Below are 26,677 nucleotides of genomic sequence, written 5' to 3'. Positions count from 1 at the left end.
CGGAGTGAGACCGAGCCGTCCGGCAGCGTCCAGGGCCCTGGCCACTGCCGGACGCTGCGGTTCCTGGGACCGTACGAGACCGCGGAAGACGCACACCATCCAGGCGAGCGAACCAGCGGCAGGGGTGAGCGCGACGTGGCGTAGGGCAGACGGTGCCCGTAGAGCGCGCACGTGGATCCGCCGACGGTGTACACCACCAGGTCGGCCACAGATCGGTCGCCCGGCCCGGCCGCAGCACACCGCGCATCCGCAGCCGCCGCGTGAAGAAGGCCTTTTCGGGATGTGATGGGCGTCTCCTCAGGCGCGGCAGCCTGCGCCCGCCCGACCATGGGCCGGCCTCAGGCCGCAACGCTTCAGGACTGCAAAATCAATGGCCGATGCCCTGGCCGTCACCGTCGGCGGCGAGGCCGTCACCATCGGCGGCGAGTCGGCTCTCCAGGCCCAGGATGATTGTGTCCAGCGTCAGGCGGAAGACGCGGTTCTCGTCACGGCCTGGAACGGTGAGCCCGTCTTCGCCGACAGTGGGGGGTTTGAGGCTCGACCACCGGTGGATCGCGCCGCTGAGTTCGGCGTTGAGGACACCGGTGATGACGACGCCCACGAGAGCGGTGATCTGCGGGAGCTCCGAGTGCGGCACCCCTGCGGCTTCCAGGATCGCGGTGAGCGCAACCCAGAACGGGTCTTCGGGCTGGATGAAGTCCGCCTGGTGGCTGAACGAGTAGGCCATGAGCTTGGGGTGGCGGTGCGCCAGCGTCCGGAAATCCGTGGCGAGCAGGCGCATGCGCTCCTGCCAGGGAGCGTCCTCCAGCGTCACGGTGCGGAACTGGGTGCCGACCATTCTCGCCACGCCGCGCAGCACGGCGTCCTTGTTCGGCACGTGGTGGTACAGCGACATCGGGTTCGCATCGAGCACGGTCGCGAGTTTGCGCATGGTGAGCGCCTCGACCCCGTCCGCGTCGATGAGCCGCAGGGCGGCGGCATAGATCCCGGCCTCGGTCAGAGGCACGTCCCTCTTTCTTGTTCCCCGCGGGGGACGCTTCGCCTTTTCCATACGCGGACGGTATCAGTTTCATACAGCGTATGGAAATGACCTCGACCACACGGCGGCATGACGGTCGCCCGCATGGCTCCGGGTTGCGGTCGACTTTCCATACGTCGTATGGTACCAATTCCGTACGGCGTATGTTTCCGTGGTGCACCCCGGTATCGCCGGCGCCCTTGCCCATCCCCTCTCTGCACAGAGGAGCAAGCCATGACCACACAGTCCAAGAGCGACCTGCGCCCCATCCGGTCTCCGCGCGGGGTCCCCTTCCTCGGCCACACGCCCCAGATCCCCAGCACCAACCCGGTGGAGTACTTCGGCGAACTGGCCAAGCAGTTCCCCGAGGGGCTCTACGGCATGGAGATCGCCGGTATCGAGCAGGTCTTCGTCTGGGACCCGGACCTGGTGGCCGAGGTCTGCGACGAGACGCGGTTCTTCAAGCAGATCGACAAGACGCCGCTGGCCCATGTCCGGGACTACGCGGGAGCCGGCCTGTTCACGGCCCACCAGCACGAGGAGGAATGGGGCATGGCGCACCGAGTCCTCCTCCCGGCCTTCAGCCAGCGGGCGATGAAGGGCTACTTCGGGCAGATGCTGGAGATCGCCCAGAATCTGGTGGGCAAGTGGGAGCGCAGGGAGGGCCGGCCGGTCAACATCACCGACGACTACACCCGGCTGACCCTGGACACCATCGCCCTGTCGGGGTTCGGTTACCGGTTCGACTCCTTCGCCGAGGAGGATCTGCACCCCTTCCTCAACGCGCTGCTGGAGGCGCTGGTTGAGTCGCTGCGGCGCTCGCAGGAGCTGCCGATGATGACCAAGATGCGCAAGGCCGATGACAAGAAGTACCGCGAGAACATCCAGCTGATGCGGGACCTGGTCGAGAGTGTGATCAGGGAGCGCCGTGAGGGGAAGGGCACCGATGAGGATGACCTGCTGGGTCTGATGCTGGAGGCCACCGACCCGGAGACCGGCAAGGGGCTGGACGACGACAACGTCCGTGACCAGGTGGTGACGTTCCTGATCGCCGGTCACGAGACCACCAGTGGTCTGCTGTCGTTCGCCACTTACTCGCTGATGCGTAACCCGCAGGTGCTGGCCCAGGCCTACGCCGAGGTGGACCGGCTGCTGCCGGGCGACACGGTCCCGGACTACGACACGATCATGAAGCTGGACGTGATCCCGCGGATCCTGGAGGAGACCCTGCGCCTGTGGGCTCCCATCCCGATGATCGGCAAGTCGCCGATCGAGGACACCGTCATCGGCGGCTGCTACGAGCTGAAGAAGGGAGCGCGGGTCAACCTCCTCGAGGGCCCGCTGCACACCCACCCCAAGGCGTGGGACCGGCCGGAGGAGTTCGACATCGACCGGTGGCTGCCGGAGAACCGGGTCAACCACCACCCGCACGCCTACAAGCCGTTCGGTAACGGCGTGCGTGCCTGCATCGGCCGGCAGTTCGCGCTGACCGAGGCCCGTCTGGCCCTCGCACTGGTGCTGCAGAAGTTCAAGTTCGCCGACACCGACGACTACAAGATGGACGTCAAGGAGGCGCTGACGCGCAAGCCCGGCGGCTTCGAACTGAAAGTGCGGTCTCGTCGGGAGCACGAGCGGACCGTGTTCGGCGCAGTGGACCTGCAGACGGACGACACGCAGGCGCAGGCCGCGGTCAGCGGTGTCGGGGTGAACCTGACTGTCGCCTATGGCTCCAGCCTCGGCTCCAGCGAGGACCTGGCGCGCACCATCGCCGACCGCAGCGAGCGCTCCGGGTTCGGCACCACCCTGGTCGGCCTGGACGAGCTGGGCGACAACCTGCCCACCGAGGGCCTGCTCGTCGTCGTCGCCTCCAGCTACAACGGCAAGGCCCCCGACAACGCCCAGCGGTTCGACGACCTGCTCGCCGCCGGACTCCCGGAGGGCTCGCTGTCCAACGTGCGGTTCGCGCTGCTGGGTGCCGGCAACACCCAGTGGGTGGCCACCTACCAGGCCTTCCCCAAGCGGATCGAGGAAGGCCTGCTGGCCGCCGGTGCCACCCCCGTCATCGAACGCGGCATCGCGGATGCCGCCGGAGACTTCGACGGCATGGCCACTCGCTGGATGGACACCCTGTGGACAACCCTGGCCGAGGAGTACGCCGCCGACACCTCCCAGGCCAGCGGCCCGCGCTACCAGGTCCAGCTGCTCACCGAGGCCGACGTGCGCCCCGCGATCGTCTCCGAGCAGGCCTACCCCCTCACGGTGGTGGCCAACGAGGAACTCGTGGCCGACGCCACCGGCCTGTGGGACTTCAGCATCGAGCCGCCGCGCCCGTCCGCGAAGTCCATCACCATCGAACTCCCCGACGGTGTCACCTACGACACCGGCAACCACCTGGCCGTCTTCGCCAAGAACGAGCCCGCGCTGGTCAACCGCGCCCTCGCGCGGCTCGGCGTCGACCGCGACCAGGTCCTGCGCCTGGACCAGCCCGCCGGCGGCCGCACCCACCTCCCGGTCGGCACCCCCGTCACCGCAGGCCTGCTGCTCACCGAGTTCCTGGAGCTGCAGGACGTGGCCACCCGCTCCCAGATACAGACGCTGGCCGAGCACACCCAGTGCCCGTGGACCCGGCCGCAGCTGCAGGCCTATACGGCCGACACCGCCGAATCCGAGGAGCACTACCAGAGCGAGATCCTGGGCAAGCGGGTCTCCGTGCTGGGCCTGCTGGAGCGCTTCCCGGCGGTCGAGCTGCCGCTGGCGGACTTCCTGGACATGATGGGCCCGATCCGCCCGCGGTTCTACTCCATCTCCTCCGCCCCGCTGGCCAACCCGCGCCACGTGCGCCTGACCGTGGGCCTGCTGGAAGGCCCGGCCCTGTCCGGCGACGGCCAGTACCGCGGCACCTGCTCGTCCTACATCGCAGGCCTCGAGCCCGGAGACGTCTTCTACGGCTACGTGCGGGTGCCCTCCCCGACCTTCGCGCCGCCGGTCGACCCGGCCACGCCGCTGGTCCTCATCGGCCCGGGCACCGGCATCGCGCCGCTGCGCGGATTCCTGGAGGAGCGCGCCTCGCAGCAGGAGAACGGCATCGAGGTGGGCCTGTCCCAGGTCTTCGTGGGCTGCCGCCACCCGGAGCACGACTACTTCTACCGGCAGGAGATGCAGGACTGGGAGCAGGCCGGGATCGCCCAGGTGCACACCGCCTACTCCGCGGTGACCGGCCACCCGGCCCGGTTCGTGCAGAACGCCATCGCCAACGCCGCCGACACCGTGTGGCAGGCCATCGAAGACGGCGCGTACATCTACGTCTGCGGTGACGGCCGCCGCATGGCGCCCGCCGTGCGCGAGGCCCTCGCGGCGATCTACCGCGAGCGGACCGGCAGCGACGACGAGGCCGCCCAGCAGTGGCTCGCCCAGCTGGAAGCCGACGAGCGCTACCAGCAGGACGTCTTCGCCTGACCCCCAAAAACGCCGGGAGGGTGCGGCGGTCCTGACACCCCGCACCCTCCTGGCCACCACTCACCCACAAGGCACCGCACGGCACCCACCGGCCCGAACCGCCGGAAAATGCCGCTCACAGAAAGCAGAGCACCATGGACACCATGCTCGCCGGACGCTTCCACCTGGACAGCAAGAAGTTCGCCGTGGAGGAGGTTCCCGTCCCCGTGCCCGGCCCGGGCGAGGTCCTCATCGAGGTCAAGGCCGCAGGCGTCTGCCTCTCGGACGTCCACCTGCTCGACGGCTCCCTCGTCCCGCTGTTCGCCACCTCCGACACGGTCACCGTCGGCCACGAGGTCTCCGGTGTCATCCACACCCTCGGCCCCGACCTCAAGCGCGGCCTGACCGTCGGCACCCGCGTCACCCTGGAGGCCGGCAAGACCTGCGGCCAGTGCGCCGGCTGCGTGCGCAGCCGCCCCTGCACCCAGATGCGCACCGCCGGCATCGACTACGACGGCGGCTGGGCCCAGTACACCCTCGCCCGCGAGGACACCCTCATCCCCATCCCCGACAACCTCCCCTTCGACCAGGCCGCGATCATCCCCGACGCGGTCTCCACCCCCTACGCCGCCGTCGTCGCCACCGCGGGGGTACGTCCCGCCCAGTCCGTCGGCGTCTGGGGCGTGGGCGGCGTCGGCGCGCACAACGTCCGCATCGCCCGCCTGGCCGGCGCCGCGCCGATCATCGCCGTCGACCCGCTGCCCGGCGCCCGGGAGCGTGCCCTGGCCTTCGGCGCGGACTTCGCCCTGGACCCGGCCGCCGACGACTTCGCCGACCAGGTCCGCGCGGCCACCGGCGGACGAGGCCTGGACTTCGCATTCGACTGCGCCGGCGTGCCGGCGGTCCGTGAGCAGGCCGCCGCCGTGCTTGGCCTGGGCGGCTCCCTCATCCTGGTCGGCATCAGCCCCAGGCCCCTCACCATCAGCGAGGGCCTGACCTTCAACTACCTGGGCAAGCAGGTGCGCGGCCACTACGGCGGCACCCCCGAGTCCGTCACCGAGCTGGTCCGGCTGGCCGAGGTCGGCCGTCTCGACCTGGCCCCCTCCATCACCGACCACATCCCGCTCGCCGAGGCCGCCGACGCGGTCAACCGGCTGGAGAACAAGATCGGCGACCCGATCCGCCTTATCCTCGTCCCCTGATAACTGAACAGAAAGTTCATCAAGACCACCTCGGGCAGGGGTGAGTGGGCGCCGGTGTGTGAGGGAGCACCGGCGCCCACGGTCTTGTGTGGACGGTCAGTTCGCAAGGGTCTTGGTGCGCGCGGAGCCGACAGGGGTGTTGGCCGCGCGGATGAGGGTGCGGCGGGCGGCGTACCCGGACCGGTGGGCGGGCATGAAGAAGTGCCGCATGCGCAGGGCCTCCCTCTGGTGGCGGGTGACGAACGGGCGCAGCCGTTGCTCCCCCACGCCGAGGGAGGCGGGCAGGTGGTCGTGTTCGGCGAGCGCCCGGCCAGCAGTTCGGCGTCCGCGATGCCCATGCCGGCCGGAGGACTCAACCCCGCCGGGCTGGCCGCCGCGACCCGCGAACTGATCGCACGCCACGGTCACGACCTGCGGGTCTCCCACATCGAAGGCGACGACGTCTTCGCCGGCCTCGACGATCTGCGGCAAGCGGGCCACTGCCTACCGCACCTGACGAGTGGTCAGCCGCTGTCGGACTGGCCGCACCAGCCGCTGACGGCCAACGCCTACCTCGGCGGCTTCGGCATCGCGCGCGCCCTCCAGGGCGGCGCCGACATCGTCGTCACGGGCCGCGTCACCGACGCATCCCTGGTCGTCGGTCCCGCCGCCTGGTGGTGGGGCTGGACGCCTGACGACCACGACGCCCTCGCCGGCGCGGTCGCCGCCGGACACGTCATCGAGTGCGGGCCTCAGGCGACCGGCGGCAACTTCTCCGGGTTCCGTTCCGTCCCCGACCTCGTGGAGCCGGGGTTCCCGATCGCCGAGATCGCCGCCGACGGCTCCTCGGTGATCACCAAGAACCCGGGCACCGGCGGCGTGGTCACCCAGGACACGGTCACCGCCCAACTGCTCTACGAGATCGGTGAGCCCGCCTATCTCAACCCCGACGTGACCGCCCACCTGGACACCGCGACGCTGACAGACCTCGGCGAGGACCGCGTCCGGATCAGCGGCGTGCGAGGCACGGCGCCGTCCAGGACGACCAAGGTCGCGATCACAGGGGTGGGAGGCTGGACGAACAGCGCGATCCTCGCGCTCACCGGCACGGACCTCGACGCGAAGGCCGCCCTCGTGGAGCGATTCGTCCACCGCTACGCCGAGGCCGCCCGCGGGCTCGACGCGGTCGCCGTCGAGCGCATCGGGCGGGCCCAGCCCGATCCCGAAACCCAGAACGCGGCAACCGAGTTGCTCAGGATCACCGTGCAGGGGACGCAGCAGGCCGCCGGGCGCGCCTTCTCGTCGGGCGTGGTCGAGCTGGCCCTGTCCAGCTACCCCGGGCTGTACTCCCTCGGCCCTCCGCAACCGGGCTCCGCATTCGGTGTCTACTGGCCGGCACTGCTCGACCAGCGGCTGCTCCAGCACACGGTCCACCACTACGACGGCACGACCGAGATCATCGCCCCCGGCAACCCGGACGGAGCCCGTGGCGAGGTATTGCCGCAGGCCGGGCCGGCGCTCGCGCCATCGGTGCCTGCGCCGCGGGCAGACGAACTCGTCGTCGCCCCACTCGGTGAGATCGTGCACGCCCGCTCCGGCGACAAGGGCGGCGACGCGAATCTGGGCGTCTGGGTACGCGACCGTGCGGCATGGGACTGGCTCAGGTCCACCCTGACCATCGACGAACTGCGACGCCTTCTTCCCGAAACACGCGCACTGGAGATCTCGCGCCACGAACTCCCCAACCTGGGCGCGGTCAACTTCCTCGTCCGAGGACTGCTCGGGACCGGCGCCACTTCGACACTGCGGCTGGACTCGCAGGCCAAAGCACTCGGTGAATGGCTGCGCTCACGGAGCATCAAGGTGCCGCGATCTCTGGTGTGATCCTGACGACGCCATGACCCACGACGGGCCTCACAGTTGGACGGGCACGGCACGCCTGGTCCTCGACCAGGCGTGCCGTGCCGACGCTTGCTCGGCCTCGGCGTGCGGACACCCGCGCGGCGGGGCCTCGCCGCTGACCCGGTCGAGGGCGAACACCGTCGCCTCCCCCAGGGAGAGTTCGGTCGCCGGGCGTCCCGTGCGCGCAGGGGAGATCGCCTGGTCCGACCCCCTTCCCCAGGCTTCGCTCTCGACCATCGCGCTTGAGACCGCCGACGGCGACGAGCACAGCGTGGTCATGGTCTACAGCGGTGAGCCGATCGGTCAGCCGGTCACGATGGGGGGCCCGTTCGTCATGAACAGCGCGAGCGAGATCGAGCAGGCCTTCCGCGACTTCCACAGCGGCGGGTTCGGCGACATCCCGAACCAGGCCCGCCTGCAGTTCCGCTGACATCGGGGCACCCGACACCCCCGTCTTCCCAGAACGTGCGCCCGCGGGCCCGGCGCGGCACGCATACTCCGGAGCCTTCACCTCCGGCTCCAGCCCAGGAGAGGAGAACCTCGGAACCCGCGCATCGCCGGCTCTGATGCACCTTGCCGTGGCCGCCGTGCTCATTCCGGGACTGGTCGGCACCCGTGAGCCGAAGCACGACAGCGGGCAGACGTGACCCGACGGCGCCCTCCTGTTGAGGGCGACCCAGCAGGATCGGCGGCTCCGGCGTCAGCGGGCGGGTGCCGACACGGTGCGCTTTGGCCGAGCTCAGCACCATTCTCACGGCCTACAGGTCCGTATCGGCGTTGCCCTCGTCGTTCCAAGAGTCTCGCCGCTTGGTCGCGCCCTTGGCGGAAGCGCCCTTCTCCTGCCCCTCCAACAGCTCCAGGAGCGCAGCGTCTGCCTTTTTCTGGTCTTCCCTGGTCAGTTCGAGAGGTGCGTTGTTGTAGACGGTGTACCGGTCGGGATAAATGATGTTGGTGGTCCTCAAGGTGAACGTCAGAAGCGAGCGCCACCCCTTGCGGTGGCCAACCCTCACTTGGATTCGGACGTTGTAGTCACGGGCCTCCGGAACAAACCCGGAAAACGGTGCCTCGAACTCGATGAAGAGTTGCTGCGCTTCTCTGCCGGCCACGATGAATCCGGCCGGCAGCTTGGGTTCCTCGTCCGGCCCGGGTTGGAGACGGGATGGTGAAGACGTCCACAGGAGTGGCAGATGAGAGGCGGGCTCATCGGGGAAGCTCAGCCTGAGATCCTGCACGACTATCGGCTTGGCACCGGTGTTGTGAAGGATGAGCGGAAGCCGCAGGCGAACCATGGAGCCGTGGACAATCGCCGCAAAGAAATGAGGCTCCCACGACTCCAGGCGCCCCTGTCTGGCGTTGAGCCACCAGAACGAGGCGATGGTGAAGAGCAATGCGCAGATCGACAGCAAGCCCGCACCAGAAATCGATGAGGACGCATTCTGATCAGCAGCGGACATCAGCAAAAGCATGAATTCACCTCAGGGTGGGCACGCTAACAGGACTCGGTGGCGAGGGGCCCTTGAGCGACCCGGCCTCTCGACGAGTGGCAGCTGAGCCACCTTCATCCTTCAGCGAGGAAGTGCGCCAGCGAAGCGTCCAAGTCGATGTGCCCGAGCTCGGCGCCCCTGGGCACCACGGCCTCCGTTCCCTCCAGGAACGTCTTGATTTCGTGCGTCCGGACTTTGAGCAAGGCCGTACCAGCCGGCGGGTCGAGAAGGATGTACGAGTCGCAGCGGTCAGGCCCGTCGGCGGGCCATATGCGTATGTCCCCCTCGCCGGCGGGGCCTTCCAGCCCGTCGATCAGAAGATCTCGTCCAATGATCCATTCCACCGTCTCGTCGCTGTCGACAGCGGTGAATGCGGCACGGACGACATAGGGATCACAGGGCTCGTACCGCAGCCTCATGCTCACAGGCAAGGACATCTCAGGCGCAACGACAAGTTGCACATGCAGCCCCTGAATCACGGTTCTCAACGACTTCATTGGTCTTTGCTCCTGCTGCCTCGAGTCATAAAGGGAGGGCCATCGGAAGGGCCTGTCAAGGAGGCCTGAACGGAGAAGTGGGTACTACGGGGAGGTACTACGGGGACTGGTGTCGTACGGCAGGAGAACGCTCGCAGGAGCTACATCTCCTGCCGTCGCACCCGGCCGTCAGCAGCAGGCGAAGCCACCACTGACGGCCGGGAGCATCACAGGGATGCGACCAACGTCGGTTGCCGGATCACGGTGACCTTCGTATCAGCGACCGGAGCTCCACCGGTCGTGGTGGCGGCTCGCCTTGTCGCGGTCCCGGCGGTCGTGGTCGCGGTCCCGGTCGTCGTGGTCGCGGTCCCGGTCGTCGTCGTTGTGACCGTCCCGGCGGTCGTGGTCACGGTCCCGGTCGTCGTCGTCACAGTCCCAGCGGTCGTCGTCGTAACGGACCCAACGGCCGTCGTCCGAACGTCCGTCGTCACGGCCCCAGCGGTCGTCATCGCCGCCCCAGCGGTGGTCGTTGGCCTCGGCTCCGGCGGCGGGGCGCTGGACGTGCCCTGACGTCGACGTCGCAGCCGACGCAGTACCCCCGGCACCAAGAACGGCTCCGCCGGCCACCGCCAGGGAGGCGATGGCGACAGACACGCGCTTCGCGAGGTAACTCACAGATTTCTCCTTCGATTCAAAACCATCCGTCAGTGCGACGGACGCCGAGTTCACTAGTGCAATTCACTGGGATTGTTCGATGCAGCGGCGCGGGTCGCTCTCCTTCGTGAGCGATGCGACAACGCCCTCAGATTCCATACAATGTACGAAACCTCCCTTTCAGTATTACCATACGTTGTATGGAAAATCGATGGTGGCGCCACCAGCCAAGGGAGAGGCTCATCTCTCGCTCGTGATGGCGGCGGCGCGTCGCAGGAACCGGGGCGTCGCACCGGAAGCCGACGCCCCGCGTGGCGAACTGGATCACCCGACTGGGACCGTGCCCGGCACGTCAACGAGGCGCTCCCGCCCCGCCTGGCGTCAGGGGGCAGGACAAGAAACTCCGGACATGGGGGAGTCAGTGGGACAGTGGGACAGCCACCAGCTCCTCCTGGCCGTCCGTTTCACCCGGACCGCGCCCGGCAGTGAATGGGGGCCTGGATGCGACCCCTCCCAAGGGCGACACGACAGGCCGCCACTCCCGCGGACGGAAAGACAACAGCTCCTCAGGCATTCCAGTGCGCCTCAAGGGCTGCGGCGACCTCGGCCGGCTTCTGGATCAACGTCCAGTGGCTGCAGTCGAGTTTGACGACCCGGGACGCTCGCACGGCTTGGCCGAGTTCATCGGCGAACGCGATCGGACAGGCCGGGTCGAGCGTCCCCCAGAGGACCAGGGACGGCGCGGACACGTTCGCCAGTTCCGGTTCCCACTCCGCGCCCACCGTCACGGCGGAGCGGTACAGCTTGAGGATGCTGTCCCTCATCGACCCGTCCATGCGACGCACCATTTCCTCGGCCACGTCAGCCGGAACATCGAGTTTGCTCAGGTCCTTGGCGAAGGACGCCGGGTCAAGCTCGTTCATGAACCGGTCCCCCTCGACCGGGTCCTGCCAGATCTTGGCCAGCGGATGCCAGTCGTACTGAGCACTGACCGGAGCGCTGCTGCCGGCCCACGTACGAACCAGGTCCGGCCGTATCGAAGCGACGCGCGCGGTGAGAATGCAGCCCCAGTCGTGGCCGACCAGGTCCACCGGCTCGCCGACTTGCTCCAGCCGATCGATGAGCCAATCGACGTACTCCTCTTTGGTGGAGCCGAAGCCTTGCGGCCGCGGTGCGGCGAAGCCGGGCAGGTCCCAGGCCGCGACGTCGCTTCGGCTCAAGTGCTGGCACACGCCGTCCCACACACGGTGGGTGTCGGGGACGCCGTGGATCAGAACTGCAGGCATGGACGAGCTCCTCCGTAGGACAAAAGCCTCATACATGAGATTTTTATCATTATTACGCCCTTTGGTCCAGAAGGGTGCAATCGGGGCATTGGAGCCGGTATGTCCCATCCCCATGCCGTGTACGCATGGTGAACGCACTGCCCAGGGGGTGCCGCCGCTCCGAAGGCATCGTCAGACCGCTGAACAAGGGACAACCACCGGCAACCCGGCTGTCCATCACAGCCTGCGGCCGGTGGGTGTGGTGGGGACGAGAAGGGCAGACGCACCCTTCGGTGGTGTGCCATGAATCGGTGGTGCCCGGCGAGCCCCGGTAGGGCCGCTTGGGCACCGAGAGCACCAGTGACTGGGCACCTGCCGGCGGCGGCGCCGGCCCTTCCGCTGCCGGCCGGGTCACCGCCTGATCGTGGGAATGCGATGCCCGCCGAGGGTGGCTGTGCGCGTCAAACTGAGCAACGGCCCCGCGACCACGGCGGGCGATCACTCGGCCGTCGGTGTGACCCGTGAGTAGCGTGGGTTACGGACCAACCCACCTGGAAGGGGTGTGTGACCATGGTCGAGCACCGCACCGTCACGGTTGGAGGGCGTCGGCTGCACATCGCGGAGGAGGGCGAAGGACCCCTGGTTCTCCTGCTCCACGGCTTTCCCGAATGCTGGTACAACTGGCGCCACCAGTTCACGCCCCTGGCCGGGGCCGAATACCACGTCGTCGCCGTTGACCAGCGCGGCTACGCCCGCAGCGACCGGCCGGCCGCGGTTGAGGAATACACCATCCTGCACCTCGTCGGCGACGTCATCGGCCTGATCCGCGAACTCGGCGCACAGCAGGCCGTGGTCGTCGGCCACGACCTGGGCGGGATGGTCGCCTGGTCCACCGCGCTGATGCGGCCCGACGTCGTCCGGGGAGTCGTGGGCCTCAGCGTCCCGCCGCCGCAGCGTGGTCCGGTTCCTCCGCTGCAGGCGATGCGCGAGCTGTTCGACGGCCAGTTCTACTGGAACTACTTCCAGACCCCCGGCGTCGCGGACGCCGAGCTCGCGAAGGACCCGCACGCCACCATCCGTCGTGTGATGTACGGCCTCTGCGGCGACAACCCGCACAGCGACCCGCCGGTCGAGCCGCTCGTCCCACCGGGCAAGGGATTCCTGGACCTCTTCGAGGACCCCGAGGAACTCCCCGCCTGGCTCACCGAGGCCGACATCGACACACTCGCGACGGAGTTCACCGAAGCCGGGTTCACCAGCGCCCTCAACTGGTACCGCAACTTCGACCGCAATTGGCAGCTGACCGCCCCATGGGACGGCGCGCAGTACGGGATGCCCGGCCGCTACATCACCGGCGATCGGGACCTGGTCCACGGGTTCCCGGGGATGGACCAACTCCTCCCGGCCCTGCCCACGCTCCACCCGACCGTCGGACCTGCGCACATCCTTCCCGGCTGCGGCCACTGGATCGCCGAGGAACGCCCCGGCGAGGTGAATGCGGCGCTCCTGGAATTCCTCGGCGCCCTGAACACCTGACGATCAGTCGGCTGCGGTCGAAGTCGGCACGTCTTTTGGCAGCTGTCCGCGGGAGCGGCGGGCGCCCACAGTGGTGCGGGCGCCGTCCCAGCCTTGATCGCGGCCTGCGGTACAGCCGGCATCTCGAACTCATGATCACGGTGGCCGCTTCCATGCGGGCAGGCCCTCCGGAAGCCCGCCCGGACCTGCACGAACCGGTCAGTGATCAAGAACGACAGCTGCCCTGCGAGATGTCTTCCGTAACAGCGGATTTGCGGTCGTCGGAAGACGGGACGACCATTTTTATGGGCGGAACGGCAGGGGCAAATCTTGATGCCGACCCAATCGGATGTGTACGACCTTCGGACCGTGACGCTCACCGGCAGTAAGCGTCACCGCGAAGGTACCGCCGTGGCGAAGAAGATCGAACATACGGGTGCTCAGCCGGTGGCGTCGGCGGGGGCGACGGGTGGGCTGTCCGGCTGGGCGGCAGATCGGAAGGAGTCTGCCCATGCGGATCGCCGTGGACCTGAATCGGTGCCAGGGATACGCACAATGTGTGTATTTGGCGCACGAGGTCTTCAGATTGACTGGTCAGGAGGCGCTCACTTACGAGCCGAACCCCGAGGACGAGCGGCGCCTGCAGGTTGAGCGAGCCGCTGCCGCGTGTCCGGTGCAGGCGATCGTGATCGACCGCTTGGACGGCGCGCAGGGGAGCGCGACGTCATGACCGTGCCGGCAACGGTCGCAGAGCTGGTGCGCGAGTTCAGGGCCAACGGCCGGATCGTCGTCGTCGGTGCGTCCCTGGCCGGACTGCGGGCCGCCGAAGCCCTGCGTGAGGCGGGCTTCACCGGGTCTTTGACCATCATCGGGGACGAGCCGTACGAGCCCTACGACCGTCCTCCGCTGTCCAAGCAGGTGCTCAAAGGCTGGGTACCGGCCGACCACACCAAGCTGCCCCGCCTGCGAGAAGTGAATGCGGAGTGGCGGCTCGGGGTGGCCGCCACCGGGTTGGACCGGGCCGCGAAGCAGGTGCGCCTGGCAGACGGCGAGCAGATCCCGTACGACCGGTTGCTGATCGCCACGGGCACCCGGGCGCGACAGTGGCCGAACCCGGACGAGGCCGCCCTGGACGGGGTCTACACGCTGCGCTCGCGTGATGATGCCGCACAGCTGCAAAAGGCGCTGGCCGCGTCGCCGTCGCGGGTCATGGTCATCGGCGCCGGGTTCATCGGCTCGGAGGTGGCCTCCGTCTGCCGGGAACTCGATCTTCCGGTGACCGTCGTCGAGCGGGGCTCGGCGCCGCTGGTCGGCGCGCTCGGCGGGGTGATCGGCGAGATCGCCGCGGAGATGCAGCGCGACCACGGCGTGGACCTGCGCTGCGGGCTGGGCGTGTCGTCACTGGAAGGCGACTCCGGCGGACACGTGCGGCGTGCTCATCTCTCGGACGGAACCACCGTCGACGCCGACGTGGTGGTGGCCTCGCTGGGGTCGATCCGCAACGTGGAATGGCTGGAGGGCGCCGGGCTGGCGTCCGGTTTCTGGGGCGTCGGTTGCGACGCCGGCGGTCGCGCCTTCGACATCAACGGCGTGGTCACCGACAGCATCTACGTGGCAGGGGACGTGGCGCGCGCGCCCCACGTGCTGTACGAGTACCAGTTCCTCGCGATGGAGCACTGGGACAATGCCGTTCTCGGCGCCGAGGTCGCGGCCCACAACATGGTGAACCTCGAGCCCCACTATCGCCCGCATCTGTTGCTGCCCGGCTTCTGGTCCGGTCAGTTCGGCGTCAACATCAAGTCCGTCGGCGTGCCGCCTTTCGGCGACGAGATCGTCTTCACGCAGGGATCCGTCAAGAAGCGCCACTTCGCCGCCGCCTACGGTCGCCGGGGCCGCATCGTCGCCGCCGTCACCTTCGATCACGGCAAGTGGCTGGAGTACTACGGGAAGCTGATCGAGCAATCGGGTCCGTTCCCGCCTCCGCCGCCGGGCTGGGACCAGTTCCCCGACATGAAGCCGGTCCCGGCCGAGTTCCCGCAACCCGGCGTCCCGACGGCGATCCCCGACGTCGTCCTTACCGGCCACGACCCGAGCGAGCGGAGGGCCGAGTTCCGGTCTCGCCCTCGTTGACGCGCCCGCCGGATGGGCGTGCAAGCGGACAGCATCGACAGGAAGAAGGAGGGGAGCCTCGTGGTCGAGGAAACCCCCTGGCAGCAGGCCCTCCGCTACGCCAACCGCGCCAATCCGTACCCGTTCTACGAGGAACTCCGCAGGACACCGGTGGCGCGGCAGCCGGACGGCACCTACGTCGTCAGTACCTACCAAGAGATCGTCGCGCTGCTGCACGACCCCCGGGTCAGTTCGGATGTCAGAAAGCTCCCCGTCCCGGTTGCGGCCCCGGCCGAAGGCTCGGCAGAGGCGGAGGCCGAGCCGATCACGGAGGCGGTCATCTCTTTGGAGCCGAACATCATCACCCAGGATCCACCCGAGCACGATCGAGATCGCCGGATGATGACGCCGCACTTCGTCGGCCCGCCCCATTCCCCTCACCTGATCTCCGACCTGGAACCCGAGATCCGCGGCATCGTGGACGGCCTCCTGGACAACATGCGGGGCAAGACCCGGATCGATGCCGTCGACGAGTTCGCCTACCCCCTGCCGGTGACCGTGATCTGCAAGGTCCTGGGCGTGCCACTGGAAGACGAGCCACGCTTCCACAACTGGATCGAGACGGCCCTGGACGCTTTGGATTTCGGCCCCGAGGCTGCCTCCGAGGAGATACAGAGCCGGCTGGCCGAGGGTCGCGAGGCGGTGAAGGAGTTCGGGCGGTTCGCAGATCAGCTGCTCGACCGATACGCCCAGCAGCCCGGCCCGGGCATGCTCTCGGCGATGGTGAACGAGGACGGCCCGGAGGGAGGGATGTCCAAGGGCGTGCTCGTGAGCAATGCCTTGCTCCTGATCTTCGCCGGGCATGAAACCACGGTCAATCTCATCGCCCACAGCGTGCTCACCCTGCTGCGGCATCCCGACGCGCTCGAGAAGCTGCGCCGCCGGCCCGAGCTGATCGTGCCCGCGGTCGAGGAGCTGCTGCGCTTCGAGTCGTCGGTCCAGTTCTGGCACACCCGCTCCGCCGTGGAAGACATCGACATCGCAGGCACCACCATCCCGAAGGGCGCGCCGATCTTCCTGGCATACGGCTCGGCGAACCGCGACCCGAAGCGGTTCGCCAACCCCGACGAGCTTGACCTCGAACGCCGGGACAACCAGCACCTCGGGTTCAGCCAGGGCATCCACTTCTGCTTCGGCGCTCCGCTCGCGCGGCTCGAAGTCCAGGTCGCGGTCGGCGAGTTCGTCCGCCGGGTGGAAAACCCCCGGCTCGTGGAGGACCCGCCGCCGTACCGCCACAACCAGATTTTCCGCGGCCCGCACCACGTCCTGGTCGACATCGACGGGATCCGCGACTGAATCGGCGTGCGTAAAGGATCGCTATGCGGGCTTTTCAACTGGTCGGATGGCAGCAACCGCCCGAGCTGCGCGAGGTGCCGGTGCCCGAGCCCGGGCCGGGGCAGGTCCTGGTGAAGGTCGGAGGTGCCGGTGCGTGCCACTCGGATCTGCACATCATGGAGGCACCCGGACCACCACCCGGGTTCGCCACGGAACTGCCCTTCACGCTCGGCCATGAGAATGCGGGATGGGTGGAGAGGCTGGGGCCGGGTGTCACCGGGTTCGCGCCCGGAGACCCTGTGATGGTCTACGGCCCCTGGGGTTGTGGGGTGTGCGCCAACTGCCGGGAGGGCCGGGAGAACTACTGCCAGAGGGTCAGTGGTCAGGGCGGGGGCCTGGGAGGCGGTCACGACGGCGGAATGGCTGAGTACCTGCTGGTTCCGGCGTCGCGATTCCTGATTCCGCTGGGCACCCTCGACCCCCGCCAGGCCGCCCTGCTCAGCGACGCGGGGCTGACCAGCTATCACGCCGCCAAGCGATCGGTGCATCTGCTGGGGCCGGGCTCGACCGCGGTGGTGATCGGGGCGATCGGTCTGGGCCAGATGGCCATCCAGCTGGTGCGCGCGCTCAGCGCGGCGACCACCGTCGTCGCCGTGGACACCGATGCGGGCAAGCTGGAAACCGCCAAGCGCATGGGCGCGGACGAGGTGCTGCTCTCGGGCGAGGAGGCGGTCACGCGCATCAAGGACATGACGGGGCAGCAGGGCGCTCAGCTCGTGCTGGACATGGTCGGCATGGACCCGACTCTGCGGATGGCTGCTCAGGTGGCCAGGGTGCTCGGCCACCTGACCATCGTCGGGATCGGCGTCGGAGCCCTCCCCGTCAACTTCGCGAGCCCGCCGCACGAGTGCTCGGTCGCCTCCCCCTACTGGGGCTCCCTTCCCGAACTGATGGAAGTGATCACCCTCGCCCAGCAGCAAAAGATCAAGATGCTGGTCGAGCAGTTCCCCTTGGAACGCGCCAACGAGGCTTACCAGCTCCTGCACGACGGCAAGATCCAAGGACGCGCCGTCATCGCCCCCCATCCGTGAGTACTGTCATCAAGGCGATCGGGCTGGTGCGCAGGCCGTAACTGTCGGAGGAAACGCCGTGGAGGCGGTGGCCGGTGCGATCGCTGGACCGACAACCTCGCGATCGTCTCGGCGGCCGGGCGAGATGGTGCTCATACGACCCCGGGAATACCCTCCACGTCCAGCGCTGCCGCGTCCGAGGAGAGCTCCGGCGCGCCCAGGGCGCACTCCGCCCAGACTGTCTTGCCACGTCGGGCATGGCGCGTTCCCCAGTGCTCGGCGAGTTGGGCGACGAGGAACAGACCTCGCCCGCCCTCGTCGAACACACGGGCCCGGCGCAGGTGCGGAGTCGTGCTGCCGGCATCCGCGACCTCACAGATGAGGGTGCGATCGTGGATGAGACGCAGCTGGATGGGAGGCCGGCCGTAGCGGATGGCGTTGGTGACCAGTTCGCTGACGACCAGTTCGGTGGTGAAGTCGAGTTCCTCCAGTCCCCAGGTGGTCAGCTGCTCGGAGACGCTCGCTCTGGTCCGGGCGACCTCGACCGGGTCGGCATCCACTTCCCAAGTGGCGACCTGATGGTCCCCAAGGGCGTGGGTGCGGGCCAGGAGGAGTGCCACGTCGTCGTGCGGTCGGTCTGCGGGCAGCAGCGCCTCGAGGACGGCGTCGCAGGTCGCCTCCAGGGAGGCGGAGGACTGCGCGAGGGCGTGGCACAGTCCGGTGAGGCCCGCCTCGACGTCGTGGTCGAGGGCCTCGATCAGGCCATCGGTGTAGAGGGCGATGATGCTGCCCTCGGGCAGGTCGATCTCCGCCGCCTCGAACGGCAGGCCGCCCAGGCCGAGTGGCGGGCCGGCGGGCAGCTCGAGGATGTCGACGGTTCCGTCCCGAGTCATCACGGCGGGCAGCACGTGGCCCGCGCGGGCGAGGGTGCAGCAGCCGGCGACGGGATCGTACACGGCGTACAGGCAGGTGGCCCCGATGTCCCCCGTGGGTTCGGTGTCCGTTTGGGCAGAGACTTCGGCGGCCAGGCGGATGACGACGTCGTCCAGGTGGGTGAGGAGTTCGTCGGGCGGCAGGTCGATGTCGGCGAGGGTGCGCACGGCGGTCCGCAGCCGGCCCATGGTGGCGGCGGCGTGGATGCCGTGGCCGACCACGTCGCCCACCACGAGTGCGACCCGGGCACCGGACAGCGGGATGACGTCGTACCAGTCGCCGCCCACGCCGAGCTGGGCGGCAGCAGGCAGGTAGCGGCAGGCGACCTCCACGGCGGACTGCGCGGGTGTACTGCGCGGGAGCAGACTGCGCTGGAGGGTGAGGGCGGTGGCGCGCGCGTGCGTGTAGCGGCGGGCGTTGTCGATGGCCACCGCCGCCCTGGCCGCGATCTCCTGGGCGAGGAGCAGGTCCTCGTCCCCGTACGCGTCGGGCTTGTGGTGACGGAAGAACTGAGCGACACCCAGCGTGGTGCCACGGGCGCTCAGCGGTACCAGCAGCATTGATGCGGACGGGCCGAGGTGGTGCCGTGAGGGCCGGCCGGTGACCAGGGCGCGAGCCGGTGGTGATCCGTCCGGATACCTGTGGAGCTGCTGCGGCGGAACCGTCGACTCCGCGTAGATCGCTTCCAGCTGGGTCGTCTCGGGGTAACCGTCCATCACGGACCGCTGGGCGACCCGGCGGACCACGAGTGTGCGCTCCGCAGGAGGCTCCTCTCCGGAAGACGTGTCGAGGAGGTCGACGGTGACGGCGTCGGCGAAGTGCTCGGTGGCCAGGTCCGCCAACTCCTGGGCGGTGCGGGCGATGTCCAGGGTCGTTCCGACGCGTGCGCTCGCCTCGTTCACCACCGACAGCCGCCACTGCACCCGGCGATCCCGCTCCTCCTGGAAGGCCAGAATGCCCGTCTCCGATGTGCGGTCCATGTACCCGATCGACAGTGCGATCAGCTTGCGTGCCGCCGCGTTGATCGACTCGGCATCGCTGGTGAGCCGGGGCAGCTCTTCGAGCAGCCGGTCGAGGACACGGCCGTGCGCGAGGGGGAAGGCGCGCAGCATTGCTGTGACCGGCTTTCCGCGTTGAGCCAGCCGACGCGCGCGCTCTGCGTCGGCCGCTGGCTGATCGATCCGCCTTGGCTCGATGCCGTGCTCGATGCCGAAAAGTAGGGCGATGACGTGCTCGGCGACGTTCTCCCTCGTCATCTGTGCGATGTCGGGTTCGTCCCACAGCTCGGGGACTTCGCGCCGCAGGCATTGCTCTACGTCGTGGATCAGCTCATCCGCTCGCGGGCTGAGTTCATGCGCGGCACGGGACAGAAGACTGTCCGCGGTGAAGTCCACATTGACGACGTTACGCCGTCCGGGTGGACCGCGAAGCCTCAGCCGGCCGCGTCTGGCTGCGCGATGTCCGGGAGGAGTTCGGTCTCACGGGCTGGTCGTGGTCGAGGGTCCGCGCGGCCACCGGCGGGCGGGGTGGCGCCCACGGCTTTCCGGTGTCCACGGGGCCTGGCGCAGCCGGTGCTTCGGGTCAACCGAGGTCGGGCAGCGGCCGCCGGGTCACCTGGTGGGCGTCGTCCTGCGGGACGCCGAGCATGAGCAGGACCATCTCGGCCAGGTCGGCGGCGGTCTCGTCGCCGTCGAGGTCCGGGCGGGCCAGCCGCAGCGCCACGAGCGACATCAGGGTGCCGCCGACGGCGGACAGGGCGGTGGTCGCGTTTCTGCAAGTGAAGCGGCCCGAGGCGATGCCGATCTCCAGGTCGCGCAGGGCTCGCGGGGACAGGCCGCGGTCGGAGTGGATGTAGGCCAGACCGCGGTCACGCAGGATCCGCATGAGTTCAGGGTGGGAGTCGGCCATCCGGGCGGTGAGCCGGAAGCCCACGGCGACGAGCTCGGCCGGGTCGTCGATTCCTTGTACGCGCTCGTCGATGACCTGCCCGAACTCGTCCAGGGCGTCTGTCACCGCGGCGTCGAACAGCTCCGTCTTGGACTCGAAGTGGTTGTAGAAGGAGCCGAAACCGACGTCCGCGCGCTCGGCGATGGCCTGGATGCTGGCGCTGGTGTCCCCGGTCTCCGCGAGGATCTGCCGGGCCGCACGGACGAGCGCCTGACGGGTCTCGGCGCGGCGCCGTTCGAAGCGGTTCTTGGGCGGGGCTGACGTCGGCATACGGCGAGTGTAACAACCGTCGCGATCAGTCTGCCATTACTGATGAGATCATCAATTATTTGGGTCCACCCTATTGACGATGGGTAACGGCAAAGTTGATGATTTCCTCATTACAGCAGTGTTGCTTGGAGGACACCATGTCCCACACCCCCGTTAACAGGGCCGCTCCCCAGACGCCCCACCAAGACCTCCACAGTGAGCAGGGCGCCCTGCGCGGAGAGCACCCCGGACGGTCCCGGAATCCCGTGGTCAAGGTGGCCGACCTGGCCTGGCTGGAGTTCGAGAAGCCCGACCTGGACCGGGCCGAGGTCTTCGCCCGTGACTTCGGCTTCGCGATCGCCGCCCGCACCGAGGGCGAGCTGTGGCTGCGCGGCACCTTCGCGGGCTCACCCTGCATGGTCATCCGGCGGGGGCGTGCGTCCCGGTTCATCGGGCCGGCGTTCCGCGCGGCCGAGCGGGCCGACCTCGACCGGCTGGCCCGCGCCACCGGCAGTACCGTCCGGGACATCGGCGTACCGGGCGGTGGGCAGTCGGTCGCCCTGCTCGATCCCTCGGGCCTGCCGGTCCGGGTCGTGCACTGCGCCGAGCAGCTGCCCGAGCTGCCCGAGCAGGAGCCGCTGATCCTCAACTTCGGTACCGATCATCGTCGTACGAACGCCACCCAGCGTCCGCCCCGTGAGCCGTCCCGTATCCAGCGGCTGGGCCATGTGGTGCTGGAGACACGGGTGTTCGCCCGCACCCTGGACTGGTACCTGGACACCCTCGGGATGATCGTGTCCGACTTCCTGTTCCTGGACGGGCAGCGCGGGCGCGGGCCGACGATGGCGTTCAACCGGTGCGACCAGGGGAGCGTGGCCGTCGATCACCACACGCTGGCCCTGCACCTGGGGCCCGGAACCGGCTACGTCCACTCGGCCTACCAGGTCACCGACCTCGACGCGATCGGCGCCGGTGGGGAGTACCTGGCCGAGCGCGGTTACCAGCGCAGCTGGGGCATCGGCCGGCACATCCAGGGCAGCCAGCTGTTCGACTACTGGCGCGACCCCGACCACTTCATGCTGGAGCACTTCGCCGACGGCGACCTGTTCTCCTGCGACCTGGAGCCCGGCTGGGCGCCGATGTCGGCGAGCGGCCTGTCCCAATGGGGCCCGCCGGTCACCCGAGACTTCCTGGGCACCAACCCGTCCCCCGCAAAGCTGCGCGAGGTCATGACGGCCCTGCGTGGCGACAACGAACTCGACCCCGCACGCCTGCTGGGCCTGATGAAAGCGATGAGCTCATGAGCACCAACGTTCTGCGCACCACCGACGGCTGGTGGGTCGTCCGGGACGAGCGCGCCGTCCGCATCGAGACCAAGGCGGTCACCACCGCCGAACTGCTCGCCGACCGGGACGCGGTCCGCGAGGCGGCTGCCTCCGCCGAGAGCGGCACGCCCGTCGCCGACCTGGTGGCGCTGCCGCCGGTCACCACCCCCTGCCGGGTGGTCGCCCAGATGGTCAACTACCGCAGCCACGCCAAGGATTCGGGCTTCACCGGAGACATTCCGCCCACCTTCTTCCGCAAGGCGTCCGGCTCGGTCAGCGGCCCCCGTGACGCGATCATCCGCCCCGCGCACGTGAAGTTCCTCGACTACGAGGTGGAACTCGGCCTCGTCATGGGCGCGACCCTGCCCGTGGGCACCGTCGTCGAGGAGCAGGACCTGCCCCGTTACGTCGCCGGCCTTGTCCTGACCAACGATGTCAGCGCCCGCGACGTCCAGCTGACCAAGACCCAGTTCTACGAGAGCAAGTCCTATCCGACCTTCACGCCGACGGGGCCGTATCTGGCCCTGCTGGAGCCCGAGGACTTCGCCCACCTGCTCAACCTGCGGCTGCGGCTGTCGGTCAACAGCGTACCGCGCCAGGACCGCACGCTCGCCGACATGATCGTAAGGCCCGCACAGGCGCTCACCCTGCTCGCCCGTTTCCAGACCCTCGACCCGGGCGACCTGCTGCTGACCGGCACTCCCGGCGGCACGGCCCTGAAGGCCCCGCCCAAGCCGATCGCGAAGATCAGTGCGTTGCTGTCGCCCGCGGTGAGGTGGAAGGCGTTCTTCAAGGGCCAGGCCAAGAACCCCCTTTACCTGCGCGACGGTGACCGCATCACCGCCACGATCGCCACCCCCGACGGGCAGATCGACCTCGGCGAGCAGCGGACCCCCGTTACGGACGCACCATGAAGGCCGTATCCCGGATACCGGTGGTGATCATCGGTGCCGGACCCGTCGGGGTCACGGCCGCCCTCCTGCTCGCCCGGCACGGAGTGCGCAGCGTCGTCCTGGAACGCCACCGGGACATCTACCCCCAGCCGCGCGCCGTCGTCGTGGACGACGAGATCCGCCGGATCCTGCAGAGCGTCGGTGTCCACGAGGAGTTCGCCGCCCTCGCACGCCCGGCGCGTGGGCTACGGCTGCTCGATGCCCGGCGCCGCATGATCACCGAATTCCCGCGGTCCCTGCACGGGCACCACGGCTTCCCGCAGACCAGCATGTTCGACCAGCCCGAGCTGGAACGCCTGCTGCGCGACGCCCTGGCGCGCCGCCCCGAGTGCGAGCTGTGGGGCGGGGTGGAGGTCGTGTCCGTCACCCAGGACACCGACGGATCGAACGATCCCACGGGTCCGGTCCGGGTCACCTTCCGCCGCGACGGCAGCGACGAGATGGAGCACGTGTGGGCCGATGCCGTCCTCGGCTGCGACGGTGCGGGCAGTCTCACCCGTGACGCCATCGGCGCCGTGTGGGAGGACCTGCACTTCGAGGAGAGCTGGCGGGTCATCGACGTGCGCACCAGCCGCCCGGTACGCACCTGGGAAGGCGCCGAGCAGATCTGCTGCCCCAACCGGCCGGGCACGTTCATGCGCGTCGGCGAGGACCGCTACCGCTGGGAGTTCCGGCTGCCCGAGGACGAAAACCTGGACGGCCCGGACGGATGGGAGCGCCTGCGCGAGCTGGTCGCCCCCTGGGTGGACCTGCCGGCCTCGCAGGGCGACGACTTCGAGGTGATCCGGCAGGCCCAGTACACCTTCCGGGCCCGTCTCGCCGACCGGTGGAGCCGGGGGCGTGTCTTCCTGCTGGGCGACGCCGCCCACCTCACCCCACCCTTCGTCGGGCAGGGTCTGTGCGCGGGCCTGCGCGATGCCTACAACCTCACCTGGAAGCTCGCCCGCGTGCTCCAACAGGGCGTACACGAGGGGCTGCTGGACACCTACGAACGCGAGCGCAAGCCGCACGCCCGCCATGTGATCCGCGTGGCGGTCGCCGTCGGCTGGGCCATGACCGGCGGGCAGGACCGCGGTGCGGCGTTCCGCCGGGCCGTGGTGGGCACGGTCTGTCGCATCCCTGGCGTGACCGCGGCGGTGAGCCGTGACCTCAGCCCCGCCCTGACCGCCGGTCCACTCGTTCGGCGCCGCCCCAGGCTGACCGGCCGCGTGCTGGCCGGCACCTTCTGCCCGCAGCCCTGGGTACGGCACGACGGCAGGCGAGTGCGCCTCGATGACCTCCTCGGGGACTCCTTCGCCGTCCTGACCGCTGTGCCGCCCACGGCGCAGATGACGGCCGTGGCCACGGCACTGGGCGCCCCGACGATCCACGTCGACGACCTGGGCGACGACGACACCCTGGCCGGCTGGCTGGCACGCGGCCGGGCCGATGCCGTCCTGCTGCGCCCCGACCGCGTCGTGATGGACACCGTCCGGACCGGCACCGGCGACTTCACGGACGCCGTCGCCTGGGCCCCCCTGCTGCACACGGCCCGCCATACCGCCGATGTCCGGCCCGTCCCCTGACGAGGAACACCACTCCATGACCAGCCCGCACCCCACGCCGTATCCGGCACCCTTCTTCACTCCCGACCCGAAGACGGCCGCCCGCAGCCGCATCGCGGACTTCGCCCGATGGGCGGCCCGGCACCAGGGCACCGAAGGGATCCAGGACCCCACCGACTACCAAGCCCTGCACCGCTGGTCCGTCTCCGACCTGGAGGGGTTCTGGGCCGCGGTGTGGGAGTACTTCGACATCGACGCGACGACCGAGTATGAGCGGGTGCTGGCCGAGGAGACCATGCCCGGCGCCCGCTGGTTCCCCGGCGCCACCCTCAACTACGCCCACCACGCGCTGCGCAACCTGCAGCCGGACGCTCCCGCCATCACCGCGCTGGACGAGACCGGAGCCGGCTACGAGATCACGGGCCGGGAACTGCGCGCCCGGGTCGCCTCCGTCGCCGCCACCCTGCGCGACCTGGGCGTCGGACAGGGCGACCGGGTGGTGGGCTACCTGCCCAACACTCCCCACGCCGTCATCGCCTTCCTCGCCACCGCCAGCCTGGGCGCGGTGTGGTCGGTGTGCGGCCAGGACTACGCACCCAAGGCCGCCGCCGACCGCTTCGCCCAGCTCGAACCCACGGTGCTCATCACCGCGGACGGCTACCTCTTCAACGGCACCACACACGACCGCCGCGCCGCCTCGCTCGAACTGGCCGCCGCCCTGCCGACGCTGACGGCCGCGGTGCTCGTGGACCACGTGGGCCTTGCCTGGCCCGAGGGCGGGCACCCGGGGCTGACGGTTCCCTGGGAGGACGCCGCCACCCGCACCGAGTACCTCACCATCGCCCCGGTGCCGTTCGACCACCCTTTGTGGGTCGTCTTCTCCTCCGGCACCACCGGACTGCCCAAGGGCATCGTCCACGGGCACGGCGGGATCCTGCTCGAACACCTCAAGATGCTCGGCCTGCACACCGATCTGGGCACCGGGGACCGCCTGCTGTGGTACACCACCACCCACTGGATGATGTGGAACCTGGTCGTCTCCACCCTGCTGACCGGCGCGACCACCTGCACCTACGACGGCAGCCCGGCGCCGCTCGCGCGACCGGACGTCCTGTGGGAGCTGGCGGCCCGCCACAAGGTCACCGTCTTCGGCACCAGCCCCCAGTACCTGCTGGCCATGAGCAAGCTGGGCATCGAACCCTCCGTGTACGACCTGTCGGCCGTCCGCGTCGTCGGCTGCACCGGCTCCGCTCTGCCCGCCTCCGCCTACCCCTGGGTCCGCGACCACGTGGGCCCCGGCGTCCAGCTGGCCTCCACCAGCGGTGGCACGGACGTCGTCTCCGGCTTCGCCGGCAGTGCCGCCACGACCCCGGTCTGGGCGGGGGAGCTGTCCGCCCCCGGTCTGGGCGTGGCGCTGGCCGCCTACGACGCGACCGGCACCCCGGTCCTCGACCAGGTCGGCGAACTGGTCGTCACCCGCCCTATGCCGTCCATGCCGCTGTACTTCTGGAACGACCCCGACGGCAGCCGCTACCGCGACGCCTACTTCGGCGCCTACCCGGGCGTGTGGCGGCACGGCGACTGGATCACCCTCACCTCGCACGGCTCGGTGATCGTCCACGGCCGCTCCGACGCCACCCTCAACCGCAACGGCGTGCGCCTGGGCAGTGCCGACATCCACGATGTGGTCGAACGCCTCCCCGAGATCACCGAGGCCCTCGTGATCGGCGCGGAGGAACCCGGCGGCGGCTACTGGATGCCGCTCTTCGTGGTCCTCGCCGACGGGGTCGGCCTGGACGACGCCCTGCGCGACCGGATCCGCGACGCGATCCGCACCGGCGCCTCGCCCCGCCACGTCCCCGACGAGATCCTCGCCGTACCGGCCCTCCCGCACACGAAGACCGGCAAGAAGCTCGAGGTTCCCGTCAAGCGCCTGCTCCAGGGCGCCCCCGCCGAGCAGGTCCTGAACCCCGCGGCGGTCGACAACCCCGATCTGATCGCTTACTTCGCCCGCCTGGGAGCGGAACGGAACAAGCGGCCAGCAGACCACACATGACGTCGGCGGGGCCACAAGCCCACGTGGCAGTACCGGGTCCTTGTGCCCCGCCCGGCTCCGCAAACCCCGTCCCCACCGCGTGGTGGGGGGGGGGGGGGGGGGGGCCCCCCCCCCCCCCCCCCCCCCCCCCCCCCCCCCCCCCAACCCCCCCCCCCCCCCCCCCCCCCCCCCCCCCCCCCCCCCCCCCCCCCCCCCCCCCCCCCCCCCCCCCCCCCCCCCCCACGTA

At 69.4% G+C, this 26,677-nt stretch carries 21 protein-coding genes; 13 read left to right on the top strand and 8 right to left on the bottom strand.

What is annotated here, in order from left to right; translation table 11 throughout:
- Positions 1–367: 367 nt before the first annotated feature.
- On the bottom strand, positions 368–1,006 hold the full coding sequence (locus ACFV9O_RS14450) for a TetR/AcrR family transcriptional regulator (RefSeq protein WP_385416990.1): 639 nt from the start codon (positions 1,004–1,006) through the stop codon (positions 368–370).
- Between the two features lie 246 nt (positions 1,007–1,252).
- On the opposite strand from ACFV9O_RS14450, the gene ACFV9O_RS14445 reads away from it, so the two are divergent.
- Both ACFV9O_RS14445 and ACFV9O_RS14440 read left to right on the top strand, forming a co-directional pair.
- On the top strand, positions 1,253–4,474 hold the full coding sequence (locus ACFV9O_RS14445; protein WP_385416988.1) for a cytochrome P450: 3,222 nt from the start codon (positions 1,253–1,255) through the stop codon (positions 4,472–4,474).
- Between the two features lie 134 nt (positions 4,475–4,608).
- On the top strand, positions 4,609–5,655 hold the full coding sequence (locus ACFV9O_RS14440; protein WP_385416985.1) for a zinc-binding dehydrogenase: 1,047 nt from the start codon (positions 4,609–4,611) through the stop codon (positions 5,653–5,655).
- A 96-nt stretch (positions 5,656–5,751) separates the two neighbouring features.
- Here ACFV9O_RS14440 and ACFV9O_RS14435 read toward each other — a convergent pair whose 3' ends face one another.
- On the bottom strand, positions 5,752–5,922 hold the full coding sequence (locus tag ACFV9O_RS14435; RefSeq protein WP_385416983.1) for a hypothetical protein: 171 nt from the start codon (positions 5,920–5,922) through the stop codon (positions 5,752–5,754).
- 18 nt (positions 5,923–5,940) lie between these two features.
- On the opposite strand from ACFV9O_RS14435, the gene ACFV9O_RS14430 reads away from it, so the two are divergent.
- Together ACFV9O_RS14430 and ACFV9O_RS14425 are read left to right on the top strand one after the other, a co-directional pair.
- The gene (locus tag ACFV9O_RS14430; RefSeq protein WP_385416980.1) at positions 5,941–7,518 is read left to right on the top strand and encodes an acyclic terpene utilization AtuA family protein; all 1,578 of its coding nucleotides are present in this window, start codon (positions 5,941–5,943) and stop codon (positions 7,516–7,518) included.
- A gap of 13 nt (positions 7,519–7,531) precedes the next feature.
- Positions 7,532–7,966, top strand: coding sequence for a pirin-like C-terminal cupin domain-containing protein (locus tag ACFV9O_RS14425; protein WP_385416977.1), 435 nt, complete (start codon positions 7,532–7,534; stop codon positions 7,964–7,966).
- 328 nt (positions 7,967–8,294) lie between these two features.
- Here the strand turns inward: ACFV9O_RS14425 and ACFV9O_RS14420 are convergent, their stop codons facing one another.
- The 4 genes from ACFV9O_RS14420 to ACFV9O_RS14405 form a co-directional block, all read right to left on the bottom strand.
- The gene (locus tag ACFV9O_RS14420; protein ID WP_385416975.1) at positions 8,295–9,002 is read right to left on the bottom strand and encodes a hypothetical protein; all 708 of its coding nucleotides are present in this window, start codon (positions 9,000–9,002) and stop codon (positions 8,295–8,297) included.
- 92 nt (positions 9,003–9,094) lie between these two features.
- Complete coding sequence (locus ACFV9O_RS14415; protein WP_385416973.1) at positions 9,095–9,517, bottom strand: SsgA family sporulation/cell division regulator; 423 nt, start codon at positions 9,515–9,517, stop codon at positions 9,095–9,097.
- A gap of 255 nt (positions 9,518–9,772) precedes the next feature.
- Positions 9,773–10,171: a hypothetical protein gene (locus ACFV9O_RS14410; protein WP_385416971.1), complete on the bottom strand. Its 399-nt coding sequence runs from the start codon at positions 10,169–10,171 to the stop codon at positions 9,773–9,775.
- A 545-nt stretch (positions 10,172–10,716) separates the two neighbouring features.
- The gene (locus ACFV9O_RS14405; RefSeq protein ID WP_385417165.1) at positions 10,717–11,436 is read right to left on the bottom strand and encodes an alpha/beta fold hydrolase; all 720 of its coding nucleotides are present in this window, start codon (positions 11,434–11,436) and stop codon (positions 10,717–10,719) included.
- Between the two features lie 549 nt (positions 11,437–11,985).
- Between ACFV9O_RS14405 and ACFV9O_RS14400 the strand changes: the two genes are divergently transcribed.
- From ACFV9O_RS14400 to ACFV9O_RS14380, 5 genes are all read left to right on the top strand, one after another.
- Complete coding sequence (locus tag ACFV9O_RS14400) at positions 11,986–12,951, top strand: alpha/beta fold hydrolase (RefSeq protein ID WP_385416968.1); 966 nt, start codon at positions 11,986–11,988, stop codon at positions 12,949–12,951.
- A gap of 490 nt (positions 12,952–13,441) precedes the next feature.
- Positions 13,442–13,660 carry a ferredoxin gene (locus ACFV9O_RS14395; RefSeq protein ID WP_385416966.1) on the top strand — a complete coding sequence of 73 codons (219 nt, stop codon included), beginning with the start codon at positions 13,442–13,444 and terminating at the stop codon, positions 13,658–13,660.
- Complete coding sequence (locus tag ACFV9O_RS14390; protein ID WP_385416963.1) at positions 13,657–15,060, top strand: NAD(P)/FAD-dependent oxidoreductase; 1,404 nt, start codon at positions 13,657–13,659, stop codon at positions 15,058–15,060. Before ACFV9O_RS14395 ends, ACFV9O_RS14390 begins: the two co-directional genes overlap by 4 nt.
- A 60-nt stretch (positions 15,061–15,120) precedes the next feature.
- Positions 15,121–16,395, top strand: a complete 1,275-nt coding sequence (locus tag ACFV9O_RS14385; protein ID WP_385416961.1) for a cytochrome P450 — start codon at positions 15,121–15,123, stop codon at positions 16,393–16,395.
- A gap of 23 nt (positions 16,396–16,418) precedes the next feature.
- Positions 16,419–17,465, top strand: a complete 1,047-nt coding sequence (locus ACFV9O_RS14380; RefSeq protein WP_385416958.1) for an NAD(P)-dependent alcohol dehydrogenase — start codon at positions 16,419–16,421, stop codon at positions 17,463–17,465.
- 131 nt (positions 17,466–17,596) lie between these two features.
- Here ACFV9O_RS14380 and ACFV9O_RS14375 read toward each other — a convergent pair whose 3' ends face one another.
- A complete protein-coding gene (locus ACFV9O_RS14375; protein WP_385416955.1) occupies positions 17,597–19,771 on the bottom strand; it encodes a SpoIIE family protein phosphatase in 2,175 nt (724 codons plus the stop codon).
- Positions 19,772–19,958: 187 nt separating this feature from the next.
- Positions 19,959–20,594, bottom strand: a complete 636-nt coding sequence (locus ACFV9O_RS14370; protein WP_385416952.1) for a TetR/AcrR family transcriptional regulator — start codon at positions 20,592–20,594, stop codon at positions 19,959–19,961.
- A 137-nt stretch (positions 20,595–20,731) separates the two neighbouring features.
- On the opposite strand from ACFV9O_RS14370, the gene ACFV9O_RS14365 reads away from it, so the two are divergent.
- The 4 genes from ACFV9O_RS14365 to ACFV9O_RS14350 are packed head-to-tail and all read left to right on the top strand — an operon-like array spanning position 20,732 to position 26,451.
- The gene (locus ACFV9O_RS14365) at positions 20,732–21,877 is read left to right on the top strand and encodes a VOC family protein (protein ID WP_385416950.1); all 1,146 of its coding nucleotides are present in this window, start codon (positions 20,732–20,734) and stop codon (positions 21,875–21,877) included.
- On the top strand, positions 21,874–22,812 hold the full coding sequence (locus tag ACFV9O_RS14360; RefSeq protein WP_385416947.1) for a fumarylacetoacetate hydrolase family protein: 939 nt from the start codon (positions 21,874–21,876) through the stop codon (positions 22,810–22,812). Before ACFV9O_RS14365 ends, ACFV9O_RS14360 begins: the two co-directional genes overlap by 4 nt.
- Positions 22,809–24,416: a bifunctional 3-(3-hydroxy-phenyl)propionate/3-hydroxycinnamic acid hydroxylase gene (locus tag ACFV9O_RS14355; protein WP_385416944.1), complete on the top strand. Its 1,608-nt coding sequence runs from the start codon at positions 22,809–22,811 to the stop codon at positions 24,414–24,416. The genes ACFV9O_RS14360 and ACFV9O_RS14355 overlap by 4 nt, the downstream gene beginning before the upstream one ends.
- Positions 24,417–24,432: 16 nt before the next feature.
- Positions 24,433–26,451, top strand: coding sequence for an acetoacetate--CoA ligase (locus tag ACFV9O_RS14350; RefSeq protein WP_385416942.1), 2,019 nt, complete (start codon positions 24,433–24,435; stop codon positions 26,449–26,451).
- The last annotated feature ends 226 nt before the right edge of the window (positions 26,452–26,677 follow it).

This window comes from Streptomyces sp. NPDC059909 (assembly GCF_042730885.1).
Classification (GTDB): domain Bacteria; phylum Actinomycetota; class Actinomycetes; order Streptomycetales; family Streptomycetaceae; genus Streptomyces.
Note: the sequence above shows the minus strand (reverse complement) of the source record. Positions and strands in the feature narration are given on the sequence as shown.